We start from the raw sequence: 21,755 nt of genomic DNA, 5'->3' as shown, positions 1-21,755 counted from the left end.
ATCTTCCTTCTCTTTCCCTATTCAGCACCGCTTCTTTTACCCTTTGTATGAACTACCGCTCCTGTTTGAAGCGGCTGCAAAGGTGCGAATTTCATTTTGATTTAGCAAGTGAAAATTTCACTTTTTTTAACCTTTTTATTCGCTCTTAATTTTCAAAAAACAACGCCTCTTTTTCTAAAGCGGTCACAAATGTACACAGAAAATCAGCTATCAACCAAGATATATTTTCAAATAATTAAACCTATTTTACAACTGCCTGTAAATTAAGGTAAAATACATCCCCAAGCACCCTCACAATTAAGTAAAGGCGAGCATTTAGCTAATGTGTATATTTGAAATGTATATGAATGAGCATAATTTCCCTCCGCATTTCATCGCATCATTGAGCGCCGAAAACAGTTTCGATGAAGAAAATTTTGTAAAAGCGCACCGGTTTGAGGAGGCTCCAACCTCTATAAGGGTTAATCCTTTTAAACCATCTGCCTTAAAAAGCACACAAAATGTACCGTGGTGCGCCAACGGTTACTACCTGGACAGCCGTCCATCGTTCACTTTTGATCCTCTTTTTCATGCAGGATGCTACTATGTGCAGGAAGCATCATCAATGTTTATCGATCATGTTTTTAAAACAATCAACCAAAATAATGATGATGCGGTAAAAGTACTTGACCTTTGCGCGGCGCCCGGAGGCAAAAGCACCCTGCTTAATTCGGCCCTGCAGCCTGCCGATTTATTAGTGGCAAACGAGATCATTAAAACACGTGTACCTATATTAACAGATAATTTGAACCGGTGGGGTACGGTCAATACCATTGTCACCAATAATGATCCTAAAGATTTCAGCAGGCTGAAAAGTTTTTTTGATATCATACTCGTTGATGCCCCCTGCTCGGGCTCGGGCATGTTCCGAAAAGATCCGGACGCGATGAGCGAATGGTCGGAAGGGAATGTGAACCTTTGCCACCAACGGCAGGAACGCATACTGGCCGATATTTATCCGGCTTTAAAAGAAGACGGGTACCTTATATATAGCACTTGCTCATATTCGCACCAGGAAAACGAGGACATTCTGGACTGGCTTTGTACCGAGTTTGAACTGGAAAGCGTACGTATCCCAATTAATAAGGAATGGGGCATTGTTGAAACCCAGTCGCCGGAGAAAAAAGCCTGGGGCTACCGCTTTTACCCGGGTAAGGTAAAAGGCGAAGGCTTATTTGCCGCCTGCCTGCAAAAAAAAGAAAACAGCGGCGATCTGGCCTCCTTTAAAAATAACACCCAGCAAAAACTGCCGGGCAAGGAACTTGACCAAGTGCGCTCATATATTAATAACCCCGACGACCTTTATTATTTTAAGGTAAATGACGACTGGATGGCTATTAACCGAACGCACAAAGAAAGCCTTAATATATTGCAAAGGCACCTTTATATTAAAAAATCGGGGGTAATTATTGGTAAACTTGCCGGTAAGGACCTGATCCCTGATCATGAACTGGCGCTAAGCCTTATAATTAATAAAGATGCAGTTTTGGAAACGCCCCTTAATAAAGATCAGGCTATCCAATACCTGCGGCGGGATAATATCGAACTATCCACAACAGATAAGGGCTGGACGCTCATGACCTTTGAAGGGCATCCGCTTGGCTGGGCAAAATTATTGCCAAACCGGATCAATAATTATTACCCTAAAGAAATAAGGATCCTCTCGGCACATCCACCAAGAGAATGGTAGTATACTATTATATTCAGGATAATTAAGCCGTTCCAGCGTTAGGGATAGTAGCGGATACCGGCCGGTGGCTAATGCCTGTGCAGTATGAGCGAATAGCCCGGCCGCAGGCAACGCTATAATAATAGATTAACCTTACAAAAAAAGCCGCAAAGTTTGGAATACCCTCCCTTTGCGGCTTAGCGCCTTTGCGCGAGAAACAAGTTCTTTATAAAAAGGACATTGCCCCTAATACCTGATAATTTATTGAAATTTAAACCCTAAACCAATTTGCCAAACCTGGTTACGGTAATCGGGCAGGTTTTGATCAGCATAAGGACGATTTTCACCAAGGTCGATATTATAACGACCGCGGATCTCCACATTGCGATTAATGTCAAAACTTACACCTACTACGCCGGCTACGTAACTATGATTGGCATCGTTGTCAATATGATCAACACTGGTACCTAAACCGCTTTCGTAAGTATTTTTGGTTGATGTTAAAAAGGTAAGCTGTGGACCAATCAGCAGGTTAAAGCCCCGTACCACCCTAAATTTAGCCAGCAAAGGCACATCAATATAATTGGTACGCTGTGTAAATTTCCCGTCCCGGTCATTCACCTCATATCCTTTTTGCGAAAACAATACTTCGGGAGCAAATGATAGCGGGTAGATAATTGGCACATCAAAAGTTAAACCTGCATGCCAGCCGGCAAGTGAACTCGAACTATAGTTGCTGTTATAAGCATCAACCGTGTTTGAAACGTTTAAACCTACTGCCAAACCAACTTTTGGGGTGTAAAAATCATCATAACGGCGTTGGGGCTGAGACCTTTCAACAACCCGGCGGGGAGGGCGGCGATGGCGCGGTCCATAGTAATACCCCTGTGCGCTAACTGTCCCTACGGTAAAGAGGCACATTGCCAAGAAAAGTAATTTTTTCATCGTATTTGTCTGTTTTAAATAAGTGGCGGGAAAAGTCGTTAGCCCGTTAGTTTATCGGTTACTGCCGGCTTTTCCTTATATGTATGTTAATAATGTGATAGATTAATAAAAAACACAAAGGTTTATTAGCGGTTTGATTTTTGTAATAGTTGTAACATCATTTTCATCAAAAATTCAGAATAACGCTACATTTGGCCTATGCAAGCTTCTAACACCCGCATTTTCTACCCGCTGATTATCATCTTCACATTTTTCACCGCCGATGTTTTTGCACAAAAAGAAAGTTATATCCAGTTGTTAGGCAAACAAAACCGCTGGGTCGACTCGGTGTATCATAAAATGAGCCGTAAGCAGCGGGTTGCACAATTATTATTTGTACGGGCGCATACCAATAAAGGGAAAGCCTATGAAGATTCGGTTGGGCAGGTGATTAAAGAGCAGCAATTGGGGGGCGTTGTGTTTTTTCAGGGTGGGCCGGTGCGTCAGGCCAACCTAATTAATAAATACCAGAAACTGGCCAAAGTACCTTTAATTATAACTATGGACGGCGAATGGGGCCTGGGTATGCGCCTGGACTCTACCATATCATATCCATACCAAATGACCCTTGGTGCCATACAGGATAATAACCTGATTTACAAAATGGGGCAACAGGTAGCTTATGATTTTAAACGCCTGGGTATGCAAATGAACCTTGGCCCCGATATGGATGTGAACAACAATCCTAATAACCCGGTTATCAATTACCGTTCTTTTGGCGATAATATGTATAACGTGGCCAAAAAAGGCATTGCTTATTTTAAAGGCATGCAGGATGCAGGCTTGCTTACTTCGGCTAAGCATTTTCCGGGGCATGGCGATACCAATGTCGATTCGCATTTTGATTTGCCGCTGCTTCCTTATAGTCGCAGTCGATTAGATTCATTGGAGATGTATCCCTTCCGGGAAGCCATCAATGCGGGTATCAGTGGGGTAATGATCGCTCATATGGGGATCCCTTCCTTAGATAATACGCCAAAACTCCCCTCAACCCTTTCGCGCCCTATTATTACCGGAATTCTGAAAGATTCGTTAAACTTTAAAGGCCTGGTGATATCCGATGCGATGGAAATGAAAGGGGTAACCAAATATTTCCCCAACGGTGAAGCCGATGTAAGGGCATTTATTGCCGGCAATGATATCATCGAACTATCTGAAAACTCAGACCGGGCTATCGGCCTGATCCGCAAAGCTGTGAGGCATGGCAGCGTTAGTGCTGTTGAGTTTGAAGCGCGGATCAAAAAGATCTTAGTTGCCAAATACTGGGCAGGGCTTAATCAATACAAACCAACTGCTTTAACCAATTTAAGCCAGGACATTAACAGCGATGCCGCCAAAGCACTGGTGCAACAACTAAGCGATGCCGCGGTAACCCAATTGAAGAACAATAATGTAAAGCTTAATCCATTTTTAAAAACAGCCATCGTGAGTATAGGCGTAAGCTCGCCAACGCTTTTCCAGATGGAGGTTGTAAAAAGTTTCCCGAACAGCCGCATATTTATAGTTAATAAAGACGCACCGGCGATTGAAGTTACCAACATCCTGAACTGGCTTAAACAGTACCAGCAGATTATTGTAGGCATACATGATACCCGTCTGCGCCCGCAGAGCAAGCTTGATTACAGCAGCGATGTAAAGCTAATGATTGCCGATCTGGCATCACGCAAAAACACAGTATTCAGTGTGTTTGCCAATGCTTATACCATAGCGGGTTTGCCGGGACTTGAAAAAGCTAGCAGTTTATTGGTTTGCTACCAGATGTCGCCCGAACTGCAACAGTCGGCGGCGAAAGTGCTTAGCGGTCGTTTAAAGCCTACCGGTAAGCTTCCTGTAAGCGTGAATGCTTTATTTACTACGGGGATGGGGTTGTAGTCGCCCCCCCGGCCCCTAAAGGGGGAGTTCAAGTATAATATTAACGGGAGGCAATCAATTTCCATTTTAAGTCCTAATTTTGATATCGGTGGTTTTGGGGTTCAGATAAGTATCCTAAGAACGCCCGACTATCAAGCATCAGAATACAAAGAATTTTAATAACCAAATTAGAAGTCTTCCCCTTCAGGGGGAGATTTAGAGGGGGCTTATGCAATCTACATTCAATAAATATAACGCTAAATTTCAGGAAGCCTTAGCCGGTTTAAACCCCGAGCAATTGGCCGCGGTTAACAAAATGGATGGCCCTGTACTTGTAGTAGCGGGCCCCGGTACAGGCAAAACGCAGATCCTGGCAGCGCGGATAGGTAAAATCCTGACTGATACAGACGCTTTACCCAGCGAAATCCTGTGCTTAACGTATACCGATGCCGGCGCAGTGGCCATGCGTAAACGTCTGTTTGAATTTATCGGCCCCGATGCTTACCGTATTAATATATATACGTTCCATGCGTTTTGTAATGAGATTATCCAGGAAAACCTGGAATATTTCGGCAAGCTGAATTTGGAGTCGCTTTCCGACCTGGAATCGGCTATGCTATTCCGGGAACTGGTTGATGAGTTCCCGAACGATCACCTGCTGAAGCGTTTTACGGGCGATATTTATTACGATGTTCCCCGGCTTAAAAGCCTGTTCAGCACTATGAAGCGGGAAAACTGGAACGCCGAAATGATCGAACAGGCGGTAAATGACTATCTTGAAGACTTGCCTAACCGCGAGGAGTTTATTTATAAACGGGCTAATGCCAAAGCGGGCATCAAGATTGGTGATCCGAAGCAAAAAGATATCGACGCCGCGCATGACGTGATGAAAAAACTGCTGGCTGCTGTTGGAGAGTACCAAAACTATACAGAAAAAATGAAAAGCCGCGGCCGCTATGATTATGACGACATGATCATTTGGGTGTTGCGCGCGTTCCGCGATAATGAGGAGATCCTGCGCCGTTACCAGGAGCGTTACCAGTATATTTTGGTTGATGAGTTCCAGGATACCAGCGGATCGCAAAACGAGTTGCTGCGCTTTTTGCTTAATTATTGGGATACCCCGAATGTTTTTGTGGTAGGCGATGATGATCAGTCGATCTTTAAATTTCAGGGAGCCAACATGAAAAACATCCTTGATTTTGCCAATGACTATGTAGATACACTATACACCGTAGTGCTAAAACATAACTATCGCTCCAGTCAGCAGATCCTCGATATTTCAAAAGCGCTTATCGACAACAATTTTGAGCGATTAACCAGTCAGCTCAATTTAGATAAAGCTTTAAAATCGTCGCACCCGCGTTTTAATAACCTGTTGGTTGAACCGGTAATCCGGGAGTACGAGAACCCCGATAAAGAATTGGTCGATGTATCGCTACAGATAAAACAACTGGTTACTGACGGTGTACCTCCGGGCGAGATAGCGGTAATTTACCGTAACCACAACCAGGTTGAGGAGATGATCAAATTTCTGGATGTGCAAAAGATTCAGGTAAACACCAAACGCAAGATAGATGTGCTTACCCAACCCTTTGGAGAAAAGATCATTAATATCTTACGTTACCTGGCCATGGAGCTCGATTCGCCATACAGCGGGGATGAATTGTTGTTTGAGATCATGCATTATGATTTCTTTAACATCCCCCCTATTGAAATTGCCAAGGCAAGCGTTGCCGTGTTTAAAGAAAACTTTGGTACGCTGACTTACAATCAGCCTAAAACTTCTATCCGCCGTTACGTAAGCGAGATGAGGCCACCCAAACAAGCAGACCTTTTTCACCCCGACCAGCAACAGGAGATGCGGTACCTGGTAAGCAATATTGATTACCTGCTCAAAGAGTCGGTTAGCGTTACGCTGCAACAGCTTTTTCAAAGTGTGATAGCCAAAATGGGCATCCTGAAATATATTATGCAGCAACAGGATAAGGGCAGCTACATGCAAATGCTTACCAGCTTTTTCGATTTCCTGAAAGATGAAAGCCGCAAAAGGCCCGACATCAGCCTGCCTGATTTGATCTCGACCATCGAAATGATGAAGAAACATCAGATCCGCCTGGAACTTAACCAAAGCATCTTTTCGGAGAATGGTGTCAACTTCCTCACGGCACACGGCTCAAAAGGCCTTGAGTTTGAATATGTGTTTTTTATTGGCTGCGACAAACGTACCTGGGACAGCAAAGGCCGTAACAGCGGTTTCAGCTATCCCGACACACTCACCCGTTCCGCCGCTGATGAAATTGCACAGAAAGAGGAAGCGCGCCGCCTGTTTTATGTGGCGGTAACGCGTGCCAAGCAGCACCTTATGATCTCATACGCCGCTAAGGACAGGAAGGACAAAGACCAGGAGGCAAGCCAATTTATAGGCGAGATATTAGCCAGCACCAATATGCAGGTACAATATCCTAAAGTGGATGTTATGGATATGATCGAGTTCCAGGCAACCCAATTCAGCGAAGCCGAAAAACCAAAGGTTGAGTTGCTGGATAAAAACTACATCAACCAGCTGCTGCAGAATTACACGCTATCGGTAACCCACCTGAGCAGTTACCTGGACTGCCCGCTGCGATTTTATTTTCAGTGTTTGATCAGGGTGCCATCGGGTAAAAGTCCGGCGGCTACGTTTGGGCAGGCAGTACACTGGGCGCTCAACAAAACATACAGGCAGTTGAAGGATAATGATAACGAGTTTTTGAGTACGGAAAATTTTATGCGCGAGTTTAGATGGTATATGGCCCGCAATCGCGATTCATTTACTAAAGATGAATTTAAGTTGCGCTCTGCCTATGGCGAGAAGATCCTGCCGCCATATTATGAACAAAACGTACCGCATTGGAACAAGATAGCTGTTACCGAACGATCTATAAAAAACATTGAAGTAGCAGGTGTTCCTATTAAAGGTAACCTGGATAAAATAGAGTTTGACGGCAAGCAGGCTACCGTTGTTGATTACAAAACTGGTAAGCCTAAAAATGCAAAAGATAAACTACTGCGCCCAACCAATGATTTGCCCAACGGCGGCGATTACTGGCGACAGGCTGTTTTCTATAAAATACTGATAGATCATGACCGCACTACCGACTGGCAGGTGATCAGCACCATTTTTGATTTTGTTGAACCCATAAGCGATGGTGAATATTACCGCGAAAAATTTGTGATAACACCGGAAGACGTAGAGACAGTAACCGGGCAGATTAAGGACACTTATGAGCAGATCATGGCCCACAATTTCAGCACAGGTTGCGGCAAAAAAGAATGCGACTGGTGCCATTTTGTAAAAAGTAATTTTAAACAAGCCGATGAGATTTTGGGGATTGTTGCGGAGGAGGAGGAATAAAATATGCTGATGTAGAGACGCATAATTGCGTCTCTCGCAGGACAGGCAATCGGAAATAAATAGTTCGATAGACGCATGTGATGCGTCTCTACATTAAAAAAAGCCACTACCATATCATATGAAACACATCCTCCCGTTTTGCCTTTGGCGGTGTGATCACATTGACCACAAAAGAAGCGACAGGGGTTAACAGGGTTAACACAAATTCGAATATTTCTTAATATTAATCTAACAATCAGCTATTTATAAAAGGTACAGGGTTACACTAAAAATGCGCTGTGATCGGTGTTACCACCTTAAACGTACAAATTTAAACTCGCCATAGGAGAAATCGCATCACGTGATTATTACAATATGTTTCATTCTGCAAATTCATTAATTCCATAAATTCGGGTTTCAGACATACATCATATGAAACACATCCTCCCATTCCTCCTCCTCATCTTAACCTTGCCTGCCACTGCCCAAACCATCATAAAACAGGACGCTGGCATTAAGCAAATGGTTGATGAGGTATCAGCCAAAAACATTGAGGCTACCATCCGCAAACTGGTTAGCTTTAAAAGCAGGCACACGCTGAGCGATACAACCAGTAAAACCACGGGCAGCGGTGCAGCGCGCAACTGGATCAAGGCCGAAATGGAGAAATATGCTTCGGAATCAAACGGGAGGATGACCGTACAGTTTGATACGTTCACACAGCCTAAAGGTACACGTATCGATAAACCCATCAAGCTCAAAAACGTACTGGCCACACTGAAAGGTACCGATCCGAACGATACCCGGATATATCTGGTATCAGGCCATTATGATTCCCGCATAAATGATGTGATGGATGCCAATGGTGTTGAACCGGGCGCAAATGATGATGCTTCGGGCACTGCACTTTCAATGGAACTGGCAAGGGTGATGGCTAAACGATCTTTCCCGGCTACTATTATTTTCATGACGGTAGTTGGTGAAGAACAAGGGCTTTACGGATCGGCCAATGTAGCTAAACGTGCCAAAGCAGAAAACTGGAATGTAGATGCCATGCTGAATAATGATATCGTAGGCAATACTTATGGCATGGAAACCGACCTGAAAGATAACCGCAGCGTACGTGTTTTTAGCGATGGTGTACCTACAGCAGCTACCGATAAACAAGTGGCAGCTTTGAAATCATTAGGAGGAGAAAATGATAGTCCGTCGAGACAACTGGCAAGGTATACCAAAGAAATTGGAGAGCGTTATGTTGATCAATTAGACGTAAAGCTTATTTACCGGCGAGATCGCTATTTGCGCGGTGGCGATCATTTGCCATTTTTAGAACAGGGCTTTACGGCTGTAAGGTTTACTGAAATGAACGAGAATTTTAATCGTCAGCATCAGAATATCCGCGCCGAAAACGGTGTTGAGTACGGCGACCTGCCCGACTTTGTTGATTTTAATTATGTGCAAAAAGTAGCCCGCATGAACCTTGCAGTATTGGCTAATCTCGCTTCAGCCCCGGCCGGGCCTCAGAATGTAGGCGTGATCACCAGCGACTTAACCAATAAAACTAAATTAAAATGGGAAGTACCTTCCACGGGTAAAAGGCCCGCCGGCTATTATGTACTGATGCGCGAAACCATCAGTCCCTATTGGGAAAAGAAATTCTATGTAACCGATACTATAGCTACGTTGAATTACTCAAAGGATAATTATTTCTTCGCGGTACAGTCTGTTGATGCTGAAGGGCACGAAAGTTTGCCGGTGTTTCCGAAGCCGGTGAGGTAGATAATCAAAAGATTGTAGGTTAGATAATGGACATTAGATTTTGCACTCAAGAAAAATGAATTTTTTGAATTTGATTCACGGCTGTTTAAGAAGTGAGTAATTAGCACTCCGGCAAACTGATAGGGATATTAATTGCCAATCCGCCATCACTTGTTTCCTTATACTTTGAGTTCATATCAAGCGCGGTTTGCCACATCGTTTTTACCACTGCATCAAGGCTTACCTTCGCTTTTTCGGGATTGCTTTGCAACGCCAGTTGTGAGGCAGTGATAGCTTTGATAGCACCCATGGTATTACGTTCAATGCAGGGGACCTGTACCAACCCACCAATCGGGTCGCAAGTGAGGCCGAGGTGATGTTCCATGGCTATTTCGGCAGCCATAAGTACCTGGCGTTGGGTACCGCCCATACATTCGGTTAATGCTGCCGCAGCCATGGCAGATGATACGCCAATTTCGGCCTGGCAGCCGCCCATGGCTGCCGATATGGTAGCGCCTTTTTTAAAGATACTTCCGATCTCGCTGGCAGTAAATAAAAAGTTGATGATCTTTTGTTCGGTATTGCCATCGCAAAAAGCAATATAATATTGGAGCACTGCAGGAATAACACCTGCGGCGCCATTTGTTGGCGCAGTTACCACACGGCCAAATGAAGCGTTCTCCTCATTAACGGCTAATGCAAAACAGCTTACCCAATCTAAAGTATTTTTAAAGCTGTCGCCGGTATTTCTGATGGCTGCTATCCATTCATCATAATTGCTGTATTTATTATTCCCGATGAGCCTTGCGTTTAATTTTGCGGCGCGCCTTGCCACATTTAACCCGCCAGGCAATTGGCCGGTAGTGTGACATCCCCGGTAAATACACTCTTTTAATGCCTTGAAGATATTCAATGCCCCGGTACGGGTTTCCTGTTCGCTGCGCCAGGCCAGCTCGTTTTCGGCTACAACTTCCGAAATCCGAAGACCTGTTTTGATACACCAGTGCAGCAGATCGGCTGCGGTATCAATCGGGAAGGGAAGGTCAACCTCCGCTTTTGATTGCCCTGAAGCACCTTCCTTCACCACAAAACCACCTCCTATCGAGTAGTATGTTTCAGAAATTGCTTTTCCGGTACTTAAAAATGCCTGAAAAGTTACCGCGTTTGGATGATAAGGTAAGCTTTCGTTAAACAGGAACAGCAGGTCATCCTCAGCATAAAAACTCAATGGTAAAATACCACCGATGATCAGTTCATGCGAGCTTTTGATCTGCTCAATTTTAGGTATTACCTGGTCCACCTCGAAAGTAACCGGGTCATCGCCGCTTAAACCTAATAATATAGCTATATCCGTACCGTGCCCATGACCTGTTTTGGCTAATGAGCCATATAATAAGATCTTAACCTGCTGCACCATCGGCAGCACCCCCTGTTGCTCAAGCGACTGCACAAACTGCTGCGCGGCACGCCAGGGGCCAAGCGTATGCGAGCTCGACGGGCCAATGCCTATCTTAAACATATCAAAAACCGAAATCTGTTCTCTTTGCATCAAGTCAAAATTAAGGATAAATTATAATTACAGGTTCTATAATAAATACGTTATGCTGGTGCTTTTGATAAAAATAATTTATAATTTGCGTTGAACTTAAACAAATAATACACTTAAACTTAAACACTAAACAAAATTATGGATTCTTACACTTCTTCTTCCGACATGTCTGCGGGCATGGCTGGTGCTATTTTTGGTGCATTTTTCATCCCGTGCCTTATAATCTGGGTTATCGTGGTGATTAGTAGTTGGAAAGTGTACACCAAAGCAGGAAAACCTGGTTGGGCGTCAATCATTCCAATTTACAACATCATTGTACTACTTGAGATAATTGGAAAACCTATATGGTGGATTATCATGCTTCTGATCCCTTGCGCTAATATAATTTTTGGTATTTGGATGATTAACCTGTTAAGTAAAAGCTTTGGTAAAAGTGAAGGTTTTACAATTGGTCTGATTATCTTCCCGTTTATTTTTTATCCGATTCTTGGATTTGGAAGCGCAACCTATTTGGGTCCATCTGCCAAAGAAGCACAGGGCGCTGCACCATTTAACCCAAATGATTACCGCGATCCGTTCAATAATCAAAACCCACCTCCACAAAACTATTAATGTGGGTAAATAATATCATGATATATGCTTCCTGCAGCCCGTTGGGATTTATCCACTGGCTGCAGGGGCATTTGTTACCTTGTCCTTTTAAATATCTTACGGGTATTGATTGTCCGGGCTGTGGTTTTCAGCGATCGGTTATAGCCCTTATCCGGGGCGATCTTCAAAAAAGCTTCCTTTTATATCCCGCGGCTATTCCGCTGATCCTTTTTTTTATCTACGGCATAGCCGATGTTATTTTTAAACTTGATACTGACAAAGCGGTTGTAAAGAAAACCGTTTTTATGATCAATGGTAGTATCGTGCTTATCAGCTATGTTATAAAGATGTGGCATCTTTATAATCATGTTGCTTATTGATAAGGCTCAGACATGGCGCTTACATGGCTGTAATCTTTGATAATAGCCTGTAAAAACTGTAGGTCGTTCATATCGGGAGGCAGTGTGGCTATTTTCAAATGCTCTTTTAGTTTTGTTGCCATGTTGTAAACAACCACGGCATTATGCGTTTTCATGTAATTATGTATCACGTCGGCTATCAGCCTTACATCGTTATCGTTTAGCACAGCTACTTCTTTAAAAGTAGGTTCATAATCGTCGCCCGATGGCCTGAATGTTAAGCTGTCTATTTTGGTACGCGGATGTGTTTTTACCATAGCTGTTCCGGCAACCACATCACCTATACGCTGGCCGTTTTCAGTCACCAGGGCACAAAGCAGTGCGCCAAGGTTAAGGGTAATGCCAAAATCAACCATGCGCATCAGCCATCTTAACAGGTACTGTCCAAAGCGGGGACGGTTACCATTGAGGCTAATCACCCGTATCTTCATTATCCGCTTGCCAACGCTTTGGCCATTAAGCAGCGTTTCGCAAATCAAATCGTAAAATACAAATATCGCCGCCATGATAATTGCGCATGTTACCAGCACGCTTTCGGGCATTTTTCCGATGATCAGAAAAATAAAGATGAAATAGAAAGCAATGAAAATGGCGTAATCAATTATGCGGGCAACTATCCGTTCGCCAATACCGGCTATTTCATAGTCTATATCAATATTTTGTGTTGTGTGTACGGTTATGGTTTGCATCTTAACAAAGATAAATTTGTTAGTGTAAAATATGATAGCATATTAAAGATTTGTGAGTATTTTAACAAAAAATAAAACCTGCTTTTTAAAATGCGTGAGGCGCTGTTTATCAAACAAAATACCGAAAAATGGAAGGCCTATGAAACCAATAAGCCAACCGATCCGGATGAGCTTGCTGCCGCATTTATAGCCATTACTGATGATTTGGCATACGCCAAAACTTTCTTTCCGCAGTCAAATACAACAAAGTACCTTAACGGGCTTGCATCAACGTTTCACCAGGACATTTACAAAAATCAAAAGGAAAAAAGTAACAGGTTTGCAGCTTTCTGGCGATACGAACTGCCGCTGCTTTTTTTTCAGCATCGCAGGCAGTTATTGTATTCGCTTATCTTCTTTGCGGTTTTTACCTGTATGGGAGTGCTTTCGGCCAAATACGATAATCATTTTGTACGGCTTATCCTTGGCGATGATTATGTGAACATGACCAATGATAACATCGCGAAAGGTGATCCTTTCGGTGTATATAAAAGCAGTTCTTCGGGCCTGATGTTTTTCCAGATAGCCATCAATAATGTTTATGTCGAACTGCGCTTTTTTGTGATGGGCTTATTTTTTTCTGTTGGTTCATTATACGCCAGTTTAATGAACGGCGTTATGCTTGGCTCATTTCAGTATTATTTTTTCAGCAAGGGACTGGGAATCCAATCCATACTGGTGATTTGGATCCATGGTACGCTTGAAATGTCGTCGTTTATTGTGGCCGGTGGTGCCGGTTTAGTACTTGGTAACAGTTTGTTGTTTCCCAAAACGTATACCCGGCTGCAATCATTAAAAAAAGGGGCGCTTGAGGGCTTGAAAATTACAGTAGGCCTTATTCCCATCATATTATTAGCCGCTTTTTTTGAAAGCTTTGTAACGCGCCATACCGAAATGCCCGTTTGGTTAAGTATTATTATATTAGCCTCATCATTACTGTTCATGATATGGTATGTGATACTTTATCCTGCAAAACTGAATAAAAACCTAAACTATATTAATACCGATCATTAAATGAAATATATTATTGAACTGAGGAGGATCCGTGATTTTGGCGAAATAATAAATGACACCTTCACCTTCCTGAAACAGAATTTCAAACCGCTTTTTTCGTCATTACTCGTTATCTGCGGCTTTTTTTTGCTGGTTGGTACTGTTGCCACTGCATTTTCACAATTATCTGTTTATGACAGTCTTGATGCAGGCGCTAAAGGCGACTATAACAGCACCCTCAAAGTGGGTATAAGTGCTGCAGCAAACGGTTTTGTAATGATGCTGGCACAATTTTTTATATACCTTACCACCCTGTGTTTTGTCGCAGTTTATCTTGAAAAAAAAGGAGATAAACCAACGGCACAAGACGTTTGGGGTTATTTTAAATATTACTTTTTCCGTTCGTTAGGGAGTGGTCTTTTATTATTCATCCTGCTCATTTTCGGTTTTTTATTTTGTATAATACCAGGCATATATCTTACGCCGATATTTTACCTTATTTTGCCTACCATGATCATGGAGAACGCCTCATTTGGATACTCATTCAATAAAGGCTTCCGGCTTATAAAAGATCACTGGTGGATGGTTTTTGGGATCATATTTGTTTGCTCGCTGATAGTAAGTGTAAGTAATTCAATTGCCAGTATACCTTTAATGCTTGTTGCCTCATTGCGGATCCTCGTTTCTTTTAAATATCTTTCAATAGCAGCAGTGATATTTTTCAGTATGCTTCAAAATATTTTACTACTTACTTATGCTATTCCAACCATAGCCATTGCCTTGTGTTATTTTAGCCTCCAGGAAAGAAAAGACGGAACCGGGATCTTAGAGCGTATAGAAGCATTTGGCACACATGCCGATAAAGCCGACGATCTGCCTGCCGAACAATACTAATTGAGTTATGCCTAAACCGATACTAATCCTGTTCATACTGTTATGCTTTGCCCTTGAGCCGGCTGCGGCTAAAGTTGGCGGACAGGCTATCCCCTTAAAAACAGATACCGTTGCTAAAAAAAAGCCCCCGGTTTTGCGTATGGATAGTTCGAAGGTTAACGTACGCCGTTTTAACGAAGACGCGTTTGATAAATACCGGGCCGACAAGGAATATCAGTATAACGATAAAAGTATAGGCAATGAGCTGTCGTTCTGGGATAGGTTTTGGATGTGGTTTTGGCGTACCTTATTTGGCAGCTTAAGTATAAGCCCCGGCTTTGGAACTTTTTTAAAGTACTTCTTTTTGATACTGGCTGTAGGTGCGATCATTTTCTTCATCATGAAACTTTTGGGTATGGATATGGGCAGCCTGTTATTAGGTAAATCCCGTAAAACACCGCTGGCCTATACCGAATCGGCAGAGAATATCCACGAAATTAATTTTGATGAGGAGATTGAAAAGGCAATTTCAAATCATAACTACCGGCTGGCTGTTCGCCTGCTTTATCTGCGGAGTTTAAAACAGCTCAGTGATAACGGTCTTATCCAATGGCTGCCCGAAAAAACCAATTCAGCATATGTGTACGAATTAAACAATCCATCCGTACGGCAGTCTTTTGTGTCGTTGACCCGGCAGTTTGAATATGTATGGTATGGCGGTTTTAATATAGATGGTGCTGCTTTTGGCAATATAAACCAGTTGTTTCAAAACTTTAAAAAGCAGCTGTTATGAAGGACCTTAAGATTTACTTTATAATAGCTACAGCTTTGTTTACTGTTTACATAGTAGCAAACATGAACAAGCCCAAAGATATTAACTGGACGCCTACGTTCAGCAATACCGATAAAATCCCATATGGTACGCGGGTACTTTATGAGCGTGCCCGGGATATTTTTCCCGGAGCCGTGATCAAACCTAAACGCCAGGCCATTTACAATACTATTGCCGAAGATTCCATTAAGGGTTCATCCTATATTATCATAGCAGGGGGGCTCAATATTACCAAGCCCGATTTTAAACAGCTTAAACAATATATTACTGCCGGTAATGACGTTTTTATCGCCGCCGGATTTTTAGGGGCCGATTTCGAAAAGGAACTTAAAATAAGCATCACTAATAAATTTGCGGTTAATGGGAATGCTCATACGTTAATGCATTTTGTAAACCCGGCCCTGTCGCCCGAGGTGAATTATTTTGTTGATAAAGGTTTAACGGCAGGCTATTACGATAAATTTGATACCGCACATGCAGTAGTTATAGGTGAAACGGACGACCATAAGGCCAACTTACTGAAGTATCCGATGGGGAAAGGCAACCTGTATTTAACGCCCAATCCGGGTATGTTCACTAACTACAGCTTGTTAAAGCCTCAGGGGGCCGAATGGGCTTCTACCGCTTTATCCATGGTAAAGAAAACACCGGAGATAGTTTGGGACGAATATTATACTCAGGGTACCGGAGAGAATGACTCGCCGATGAGGGTATTCCTTGGGAATGCGCAGTTAAAAGCGGCTTACTATCTGGCATTGTTTACCTTGCTGATATTTGTGCTATATGAGGCAAAAAGGCGTCAGCGGATCATTCCAATTATTAAACCGCTCGAAAATTCAACTGTGGATTTCGTGAACGTAGTAGGGCAGGTATACTATGAACGAAGGGACAACATTAACATCGCCCGGAAAAAAATGCAGTATTTCTGGGCTTTTATACGCGAAACCTACCGGATAAAATCAAACCGGCCAGGTCCCGAATTTGTAGAAGAACTGGTTAACCGTACCGGTGCAACCGAAGATCTTGCCCGTGAATTGTCAGGTGCATTTATCTTCATCAGTACTCATGACATTGTAACAGATCAGGAGCTCATCAGGCTCAACCAACTTATTGAACAATTTTATATCCAATCCAGATAAATATGGAAAACGAATTTTTTGAACAACGTACCGATCTATCTAAATTAAGCACTGCTGTTGAGCAAATAAAAGCCACGCTGGCAACCATCATCGTAGGTCAGCATGATTCTATTGATTTGCTTATTGCGGGGATCCTCGCCGATGGCCATATCCTGATTGAAGGTGTGCCGGGCGTTGCTAAAACGCTTACCGCAAAGCTTATCGCCAAAACAATAGATGCCCGGTACTCCCGTATTCAGTTCACACCAGATCTGATGCCATCGGATATCCTGGGAACCTCTGTTTTTAACCCTAAAACAACCGAGTTTGAATTTAAACAAGGGCCTATTTTCGGTAATATCATCCTGATAGATGAGATCAACCGTGCACCGGCAAAAACACAATCGGCTTTGTTTGAGGTAATGGAAGAACGGCAGCTTACCATTGACGGGCACCGCTATAAAATGGAAGAGCCTTTTACCGTTTTTGCAACACAGAACCCGGTTGAGCAGGAAGGTACCTACCGCCTGCCTGAAGCCCAGCTTGACAGGTTTTTGTTTAAGATAGAAGTGAAATATCCGACACTTGAAGAAGAAATAACTATCCTTAGTCGTCAGCATCAGCAAAAAACAACCGATCAGCTAAGCCAGGTACAACCTTTACTCGCCGCTGCTGATATCAACCAGTTGCGCAACCAGGTGAGGGCCCTGCATGTAGAAGATAAGATCCTGGAGTTTACAGCTAAAATTATCCACGAAACACGTAACAGCAAATCCCTGCAGCTGGGAGGCTCGCCACGTGCGTCGCTGGCTATTGTTAATGGAGCCAAAGCGCTTGCTGCAACCAGGGGGCGTGATTTTGTTACCCCCGATGATATTATTTATGTTGCCGCTCCTGTGCTGCGCCATCGGATTATGTTAACGCCTGATAAGGAGATGGAAGGCGTAACGCCCGACGAGGTGATAACCCAGGTAATACAAAAAATTGAAGTGCCACGATAGTAAAGCGCGTGAAAAAACTATTCCGACTATTTTATACCAACTTGTTTTTAACTAACCGTTTATTCGGCGCAGTTGCTACCTGTGTGGTATTGTATTTACTTTCATTTTTCTTCCCGTGGTTGGGCATTATGCCCGACATCGCGTTTTACGCCTTATTGGCATTATTAATTGCCGATTTGTTTATACTTTACCGTGTTGCCGATGGCGTGTTTGCCAAACGCCTTGCCCCCGAACGCTTGAGCAACAGCGACGAAAACGAACTTAGTATTTATATCGAAAACCGGTATAGTTTCAGGATTAACACCGGAATTATAGATGAGATCCCCGCACAGTTTCAGAAACGTGATATTTGGTTTGCTACAACCCTTGCCCCCGGCGAACGTAAGCAGATCAATTACATGCTGAGGCCAACCCGCCGGGGCGAATATGAGTTTGGCTTTATTCGGGTTTTTGTGCGATCGGCTATTGGTCTGGTATCTAAGCGTTACAATTTTGAGCAGGCTGAGACTTTGCCCGTTTATCCTTCTTTTTTACAAATGCGTAAGTATGAATTGATGGCGATATCAAACCGGCTCACCGAGATAGGCATTAAGAAAATCAGGAGGATTGGCCACAGTATGGAGTTTGAACAGGTAAAATCCTATGTTCCGGGCGATGACTATCGCACCATAAACTGGAAGGCCACAGCCCGGCGGGGCGACCTGATGGTAAACTCCTATACCGACGAAAAATCGCAGCACGTTTATTGCATCATTGATAAATCGCGGGCTATGCGGATGCCTTTTGAAGGGTTAAGTTTATTGGACTATGCCATCAACGCAAGCCTTGTGCTATCAAACGTAGCCCTGCTTAAAGAAGATAAAGCGGGTTTAATAACTGTAGGCGAAAAAATAGGTTCTATAGTGCCTGCCGATAAGAATTACGCGCAGCTTAATAAGATAATGGAGGTTTTATACAAGGAAAAAACCCGGTATCTGGAAACCAATATGGAGGCCCTTTATGTTACAACACGCAGGGTATTAAAACAGCGCAGTTTGGTGGTGTTCTTTACCAATTATGAAAGCCTTTCGGCATTACAACGGCAATTACCATTTTTACGCAGGATAGCTAAATTTCATTTGCTGTTGGTCGTTTTCTTTGAAAATACGGAATTAAAAACCCTGAGCGAACAGCCTGCCAAAGATGTCGAAGGCATCTACATAAAAACCATTGCCGAAAAGTTTGCTTACGATAAAAAGCTGATGGTTAAAGAGCTGGCCAGCCACGGCATCCAGTCGATACTGACATCCCCCCAAAACCTTACCATAAACACAGTAAACCGCTACCTGGAAATAAAGGCGAAGCAAAAGATATAAATGACCATACATTTCCCGAATTGTCATTACTTAATTACCTATTGCGCTAATGTTACTTATCGTGATCATGCATTCTTTGCATTTTGAAACTTAAAGAAAAGATCTGCATTTTTAACATCGGGCGGTTTAGTCCGCGCAGAGACAATTTAAAACTGCCGGCTAACAAAATGTACCCTATATTTACATTGCCAACAATAGCCAAATCAAAACTTTCAACTTTTTGTTAGCAATCTTTTTTTGAATTGTAAGCCTATTCCCTCAACTTCGCAGTCCGAATTTTGATTATGAGTATTCATTATAAAATAATAGCTGCAGAGCTTTCTGTAGCTGAAAAGCAGGTTACCGCTACGGTAGGCTTGCTTGATGAAGGAGCTACCGTTCCGTTCATTTCCCGTTACCGTAAAGAACTTACCGGCAGTTTGGATGAGGTGCAGGTTGCCGCAATCCGCGATCGTGTACAGCAACTGCGCGAACTGGATAAACGCCGCGAGGCTATCCTGAAATCGCTTACAGATATGGGCAAACTAACGCCCGAGCTTGAAAAACAGATCAACGAAGCAGAAACAATGGTTACTTTGGAGGACCTTTATCTTCCTTATCGCCCAAAACGCAAAACCCGTGCTACTACAGCCCGCGAAAAAGGCCTGCAGCCATTGGCCGATGTTTTATTGGAACAAAAAAATATCGACCCCGAACTGATAGCTGCCGAATACATCAGCGATGAAAAAGGCGTAGCCAGCGTTGAAGAAGCTTTAGCCGGCGCAAGGGATATCATTGCCGAAACCGTTGCCGAAAATGCTGAAATACGTACCAAAATCCGTGAACTGTTTGTTGAAAAAGGCACTTTCGCATCAAGAGTGGTTGAAGGCAAAGAAGAGGCAGGCATTAAGTACAAAGACTATTTTGAATGGACTGAGCCTGTTAAAACAGCGCCATCGCACCGCGTATTAGCCATGCGACGCGGCGAAAAGGAAGAGATCCTATGGCTCGACCTGAAACCTGAAGAAGATGAAGCACTGGAGATACTGGAAAATTCAGTTATCAAGGCAAACAACCCGGCTGCCGGACAAATCCGCCTGGCTATCACCGATGGCTACAAACGCCTGTTAAAACCATCGATGGAAACAGAGGTGCGCCTGCTTACCAAAAAGAAAGCCGATGAAGAAGCGATCCGCGTATTTGCAGAGAATGCCCGCCAGCTATTGCTGAGCGCGCCGCTTGGTCAAAAACGCGTAATGGCGCTTGATCCGGGTTTCCGCACAGGTTGTAAACTGGTTTGTTTGGATGAACAGGGCAAACTGCTTGAAAATACCACCGTTTACCCGCACACGGGTGCAGGTCAGGCGCGTGAAGCCGAAAAAACAGTACAGCACCTGTTCCAGAAATATAATATCGAGGCTATTGCTATAGGTAACGGCACCGCTGGCCGCGAAACAGAGGTATTTGTTCGCAACCTGAATTTACCGGGCGTGACTATTGTAATGGTTAATGAAAGCGGTGCTTCTATCTATTCGGCATCTGAAGTTGCGAGGGAAGAATTTCCGGATTATGATGTCACTGTAAGAGGGGCCGTATCTATTGGTCGCCGTTTGATGGACCCATTGGCCGAGCTGGTGAAAATCGACCCAAAATCGATTGGCGTAGGTCAGTACCAGCACGATGTTGACCAAAACAAGCTGCAAACCTCTTTAGATGACACTGTGATTAGCGCGGTGAACGCAGTGGGGGTTGAGCTAAACACAGCTTCAAAACAGATCCTGGCTTATGTATCAGGCCTTGGTCCGCAACTGGCACAGAACATTGTGGAATACCGCAACCAGAACGGCGCTTTTAAACGCCGCGAGCAGTTGAAGAAAGTTCCGCGTTTGGGCGATAAGGCATTTGAACAGGCAGCAGGGTTCCTCCGCATCCACAATGCCGAAAATCCGTTGGATACCAGTGCAGTTCACCCGGAGCGTTATGGCTTGCTTGAACAAATGGCTACTGATATGAAGTGTACGGTGAAAGACCTGATGAGCAACCCAACCCTGCGCAAAAGCATTCCGCTGCAAAAATATGTTTCCGAAACCGTTGGTTTGCCAACCCTGAATGATATCATGGCCGAACTTGCCAAACCGGGCCGCGACCCGCGCGAGCAGTTTGAAGCTTTCAGCTTTACAGAAGGTGTAAATGCTATCGGCGATCTGAAAGTTGGCATGAAGCTGCCGGGCATCGTCACCAACATTACAGCCTTTGGTGCTTTTGTCGATATCGGCGTTCACCAGGATGGCCTTGTTCACCTGAGCCAGATCACCAACCGTTACATCAAAGACCCTAACGAGGTACTGAAAGTACATCAAAAGGTTGAGGTAACTGTTACCGAGGTTGATGTGAACCGCAAGCGTATTGCCCTATCCATGAAAGAGAACGACAAAAGCGAACCGAACCAGCGTCGGAGCGATGACCGCCGTCCGCAAGGCAATAACAACAAGGCCAACTTTAATAAAAGGGTTGAAAAAGAACCGGAGACAGATATGGCTTTGAAATTGGCGGCTTTGAAGGGTAAGTTTAAGTTGTAATTAAAAAAAACGGGATTGCTCACATGCTTGTTTACAAAAGCCAGTCATGTTGAACTTGTTT

The 21,755-nt window shown here is 43.6% G+C and carries 16 protein-coding genes; 13 read left to right on the top strand and 3 right to left on the bottom strand.

Annotated features, from left to right (window positions below):
• The first annotated feature begins 343 nt into the window (after positions 1-343).
• Positions 344-1,729, top strand: a complete 1,386-nt coding sequence (locus ACEN82_RS27775; protein WP_413321808.1) for a methyltransferase RsmF C-terminal domain-like protein — start codon at positions 344-346, stop codon at positions 1,727-1,729.
• A 240-nt stretch (positions 1,730-1,969) separates the two neighbouring features.
• Here the strand turns inward: ACEN82_RS27775 and ACEN82_RS27770 are convergent, their stop codons facing one another.
• Positions 1,970-2,653 (bottom strand): porin family protein, encoded by a 684-nt coding sequence (locus ACEN82_RS27770; protein WP_413321807.1) that lies wholly within the window; start codon positions 2,651-2,653, stop codon positions 1,970-1,972.
• 198 nt (positions 2,654-2,851) lie between these two features.
• Between ACEN82_RS27770 and ACEN82_RS27765 the strand changes: the two genes are divergently transcribed.
• The 3 genes from ACEN82_RS27765 to ACEN82_RS27755 all read left to right on the top strand — a co-directional run bounded on the left by ACEN82_RS27765 (position 2,852) and on the right by ACEN82_RS27755 (position 9,698).
• Positions 2,852-4,564 carry a glycoside hydrolase family 3 protein gene (locus tag ACEN82_RS27765; RefSeq protein ID WP_413321806.1) on the top strand — a complete coding sequence of 571 codons (1,713 nt, stop codon included), beginning with the start codon at positions 2,852-2,854 and terminating at the stop codon, positions 4,562-4,564.
• A gap of 208 nt (positions 4,565-4,772) precedes the next feature.
• Positions 4,773-7,940 (top strand): ATP-dependent DNA helicase, encoded by a 3,168-nt coding sequence (locus tag ACEN82_RS27760; protein WP_413321805.1) that lies wholly within the window; start codon positions 4,773-4,775, stop codon positions 7,938-7,940.
• A gap of 411 nt (positions 7,941-8,351) precedes the next feature.
• On the top strand, positions 8,352-9,698 hold the full coding sequence (locus tag ACEN82_RS27755; RefSeq protein WP_413321804.1) for a M28 family peptidase: 1,347 nt from the start codon (positions 8,352-8,354) through the stop codon (positions 9,696-9,698).
• A gap of 100 nt (positions 9,699-9,798) precedes the next feature.
• Here ACEN82_RS27755 and ACEN82_RS27750 read toward each other — a convergent pair whose 3' ends face one another.
• Complete coding sequence (locus ACEN82_RS27750) at positions 9,799-11,226, bottom strand: L-serine ammonia-lyase (RefSeq protein WP_413321803.1); 1,428 nt, start codon at positions 11,224-11,226, stop codon at positions 9,799-9,801.
• A 138-nt stretch (positions 11,227-11,364) separates the two neighbouring features.
• Between ACEN82_RS27750 and ACEN82_RS27745 the strand changes: the two genes are divergently transcribed.
• Both ACEN82_RS27745 and ACEN82_RS27740 read left to right on the top strand, forming a co-directional pair.
• Positions 11,365-11,838 carry a DUF5684 domain-containing protein gene (locus ACEN82_RS27745; RefSeq protein ID WP_217633233.1) on the top strand — a complete coding sequence of 158 codons (474 nt, stop codon included), beginning with the start codon at positions 11,365-11,367 and terminating at the stop codon, positions 11,836-11,838.
• Complete coding sequence (locus ACEN82_RS27740) at positions 11,838-12,197, top strand: DUF2752 domain-containing protein (RefSeq protein ID WP_413321802.1); 360 nt, start codon at positions 11,838-11,840, stop codon at positions 12,195-12,197. Before ACEN82_RS27745 ends, ACEN82_RS27740 begins: the two co-directional genes overlap by 1 nt.
• Here the strand turns inward: ACEN82_RS27740 and ACEN82_RS27735 are convergent.
• Positions 12,191-12,925, bottom strand: a complete 735-nt coding sequence (locus tag ACEN82_RS27735; RefSeq protein ID WP_413321801.1) for an RDD family protein — start codon at positions 12,923-12,925, stop codon at positions 12,191-12,193. The two genes, ACEN82_RS27740 and ACEN82_RS27735, sit on opposite strands and share 7 nt — an antisense overlap.
• A gap of 90 nt (positions 12,926-13,015) precedes the next feature.
• Between ACEN82_RS27735 and ACEN82_RS27730 the strand changes: the two genes are divergently transcribed.
• The 7 genes from ACEN82_RS27730 to ACEN82_RS27700 all read left to right on the top strand — a co-directional run bounded on the left by ACEN82_RS27730 (position 13,016) and on the right by ACEN82_RS27700 (position 21,694).
• Positions 13,016-13,978, top strand: a complete 963-nt coding sequence (locus ACEN82_RS27730) for a stage II sporulation protein M (RefSeq protein WP_413321800.1) — start codon at positions 13,016-13,018, stop codon at positions 13,976-13,978.
• On the top strand, positions 13,979-14,851 hold the full coding sequence (locus ACEN82_RS27725) for a hypothetical protein (RefSeq protein ID WP_413321799.1): 873 nt from the start codon (positions 13,979-13,981) through the stop codon (positions 14,849-14,851).
• 7 nt (positions 14,852-14,858) lie between these two features.
• A complete protein-coding gene (locus tag ACEN82_RS27720; RefSeq protein ID WP_413321798.1) occupies positions 14,859-15,623 on the top strand; it encodes a DUF4129 domain-containing protein in 765 nt (254 codons plus the stop codon).
• Positions 15,620-16,801 (top strand): DUF4350 domain-containing protein, encoded by a 1,182-nt coding sequence (locus ACEN82_RS27715; RefSeq protein WP_413321797.1) that lies wholly within the window; start codon positions 15,620-15,622, stop codon positions 16,799-16,801. Before ACEN82_RS27720 ends, ACEN82_RS27715 begins: the two co-directional genes overlap by 4 nt.
• A gap of 2 nt (positions 16,802-16,803) precedes the next feature.
• Positions 16,804-17,781, top strand: coding sequence for an AAA family ATPase (locus tag ACEN82_RS27710; protein ID WP_090534833.1), 978 nt, complete (start codon positions 16,804-16,806; stop codon positions 17,779-17,781).
• 8 nt (positions 17,782-17,789) lie between these two features.
• A complete protein-coding gene (locus ACEN82_RS27705; protein ID WP_413321795.1) occupies positions 17,790-19,136 on the top strand; it encodes a DUF58 domain-containing protein in 1,347 nt (448 codons plus the stop codon).
• Positions 19,137-19,420: 284 nt separating this feature from the next.
• Positions 19,421-21,694 (top strand): Tex family protein, encoded by a 2,274-nt coding sequence (locus ACEN82_RS27700; protein WP_413321794.1) that lies wholly within the window; start codon positions 19,421-19,423, stop codon positions 21,692-21,694.
• Positions 21,695-21,755: the final 61 nt, after the last annotated feature.

It is taken from the genome of Mucilaginibacter sp. Mucisp73 (genome assembly GCF_059491465.1).
Note: the sequence above shows the minus strand (reverse complement) of the source record. Positions and strands in the feature narration are given on the sequence as shown.

Coding starts and splice junctions, on each gene's coding strand:
- ACEN82_RS27770 (WP_413321807.1), bottom strand. CDS start 2,653: ATGAAAAAATTACTTTTCTTGGCAATGTGCCTCTTTACCGTAGGGACA.
- ACEN82_RS27700 (WP_413321794.1), top strand. CDS start 19,421: ATGAGTATTCATTATAAAATAATAGCTGCAGAGCTTTCTGTAGCTGAA.
- ACEN82_RS27720 (WP_413321798.1), top strand. CDS start 14,859: ATGCCTAAACCGATACTAATCCTGTTCATACTGTTATGCTTTGCCCTT.
- ACEN82_RS27765 (WP_413321806.1), top strand. CDS start 2,852: ATGCAAGCTTCTAACACCCGCATTTTCTACCCGCTGATTATCATCTTC.
- ACEN82_RS27710 (WP_090534833.1), top strand. CDS start 16,804: ATGGAAAACGAATTTTTTGAACAACGTACCGATCTATCTAAATTAAGC.
- ACEN82_RS27725 (WP_413321799.1), top strand. CDS start 13,979: ATGAAATATATTATTGAACTGAGGAGGATCCGTGATTTTGGCGAAATA.
- ACEN82_RS27760 (WP_413321805.1), top strand. CDS start 4,773: ATGCAATCTACATTCAATAAATATAACGCTAAATTTCAGGAAGCCTTA.
- ACEN82_RS27775 (WP_413321808.1), top strand. CDS start 344: ATGAATGAGCATAATTTCCCTCCGCATTTCATCGCATCATTGAGCGCC.
- ACEN82_RS27755 (WP_413321804.1), top strand. CDS start 8,352: ATGAAACACATCCTCCCATTCCTCCTCCTCATCTTAACCTTGCCTGCC.
- ACEN82_RS27740 (WP_413321802.1), top strand. CDS start 11,838: ATGTGGGTAAATAATATCATGATATATGCTTCCTGCAGCCCGTTGGGA.
- ACEN82_RS27745 (WP_217633233.1), top strand. CDS start 11,365: ATGGATTCTTACACTTCTTCTTCCGACATGTCTGCGGGCATGGCTGGT.
- ACEN82_RS27730 (WP_413321800.1), top strand. CDS start 13,016: ATGCGTGAGGCGCTGTTTATCAAACAAAATACCGAAAAATGGAAGGCC.
- ACEN82_RS27715 (WP_413321797.1), top strand. CDS start 15,620: ATGAAGGACCTTAAGATTTACTTTATAATAGCTACAGCTTTGTTTACT.
- ACEN82_RS27750 (WP_413321803.1), bottom strand. CDS start 11,226: ATGCAAAGAGAACAGATTTCGGTTTTTGATATGTTTAAGATAGGCATT.
- ACEN82_RS27735 (WP_413321801.1), bottom strand. CDS start 12,925: ATGCAAACCATAACCGTACACACAACACAAAATATTGATATAGACTAT.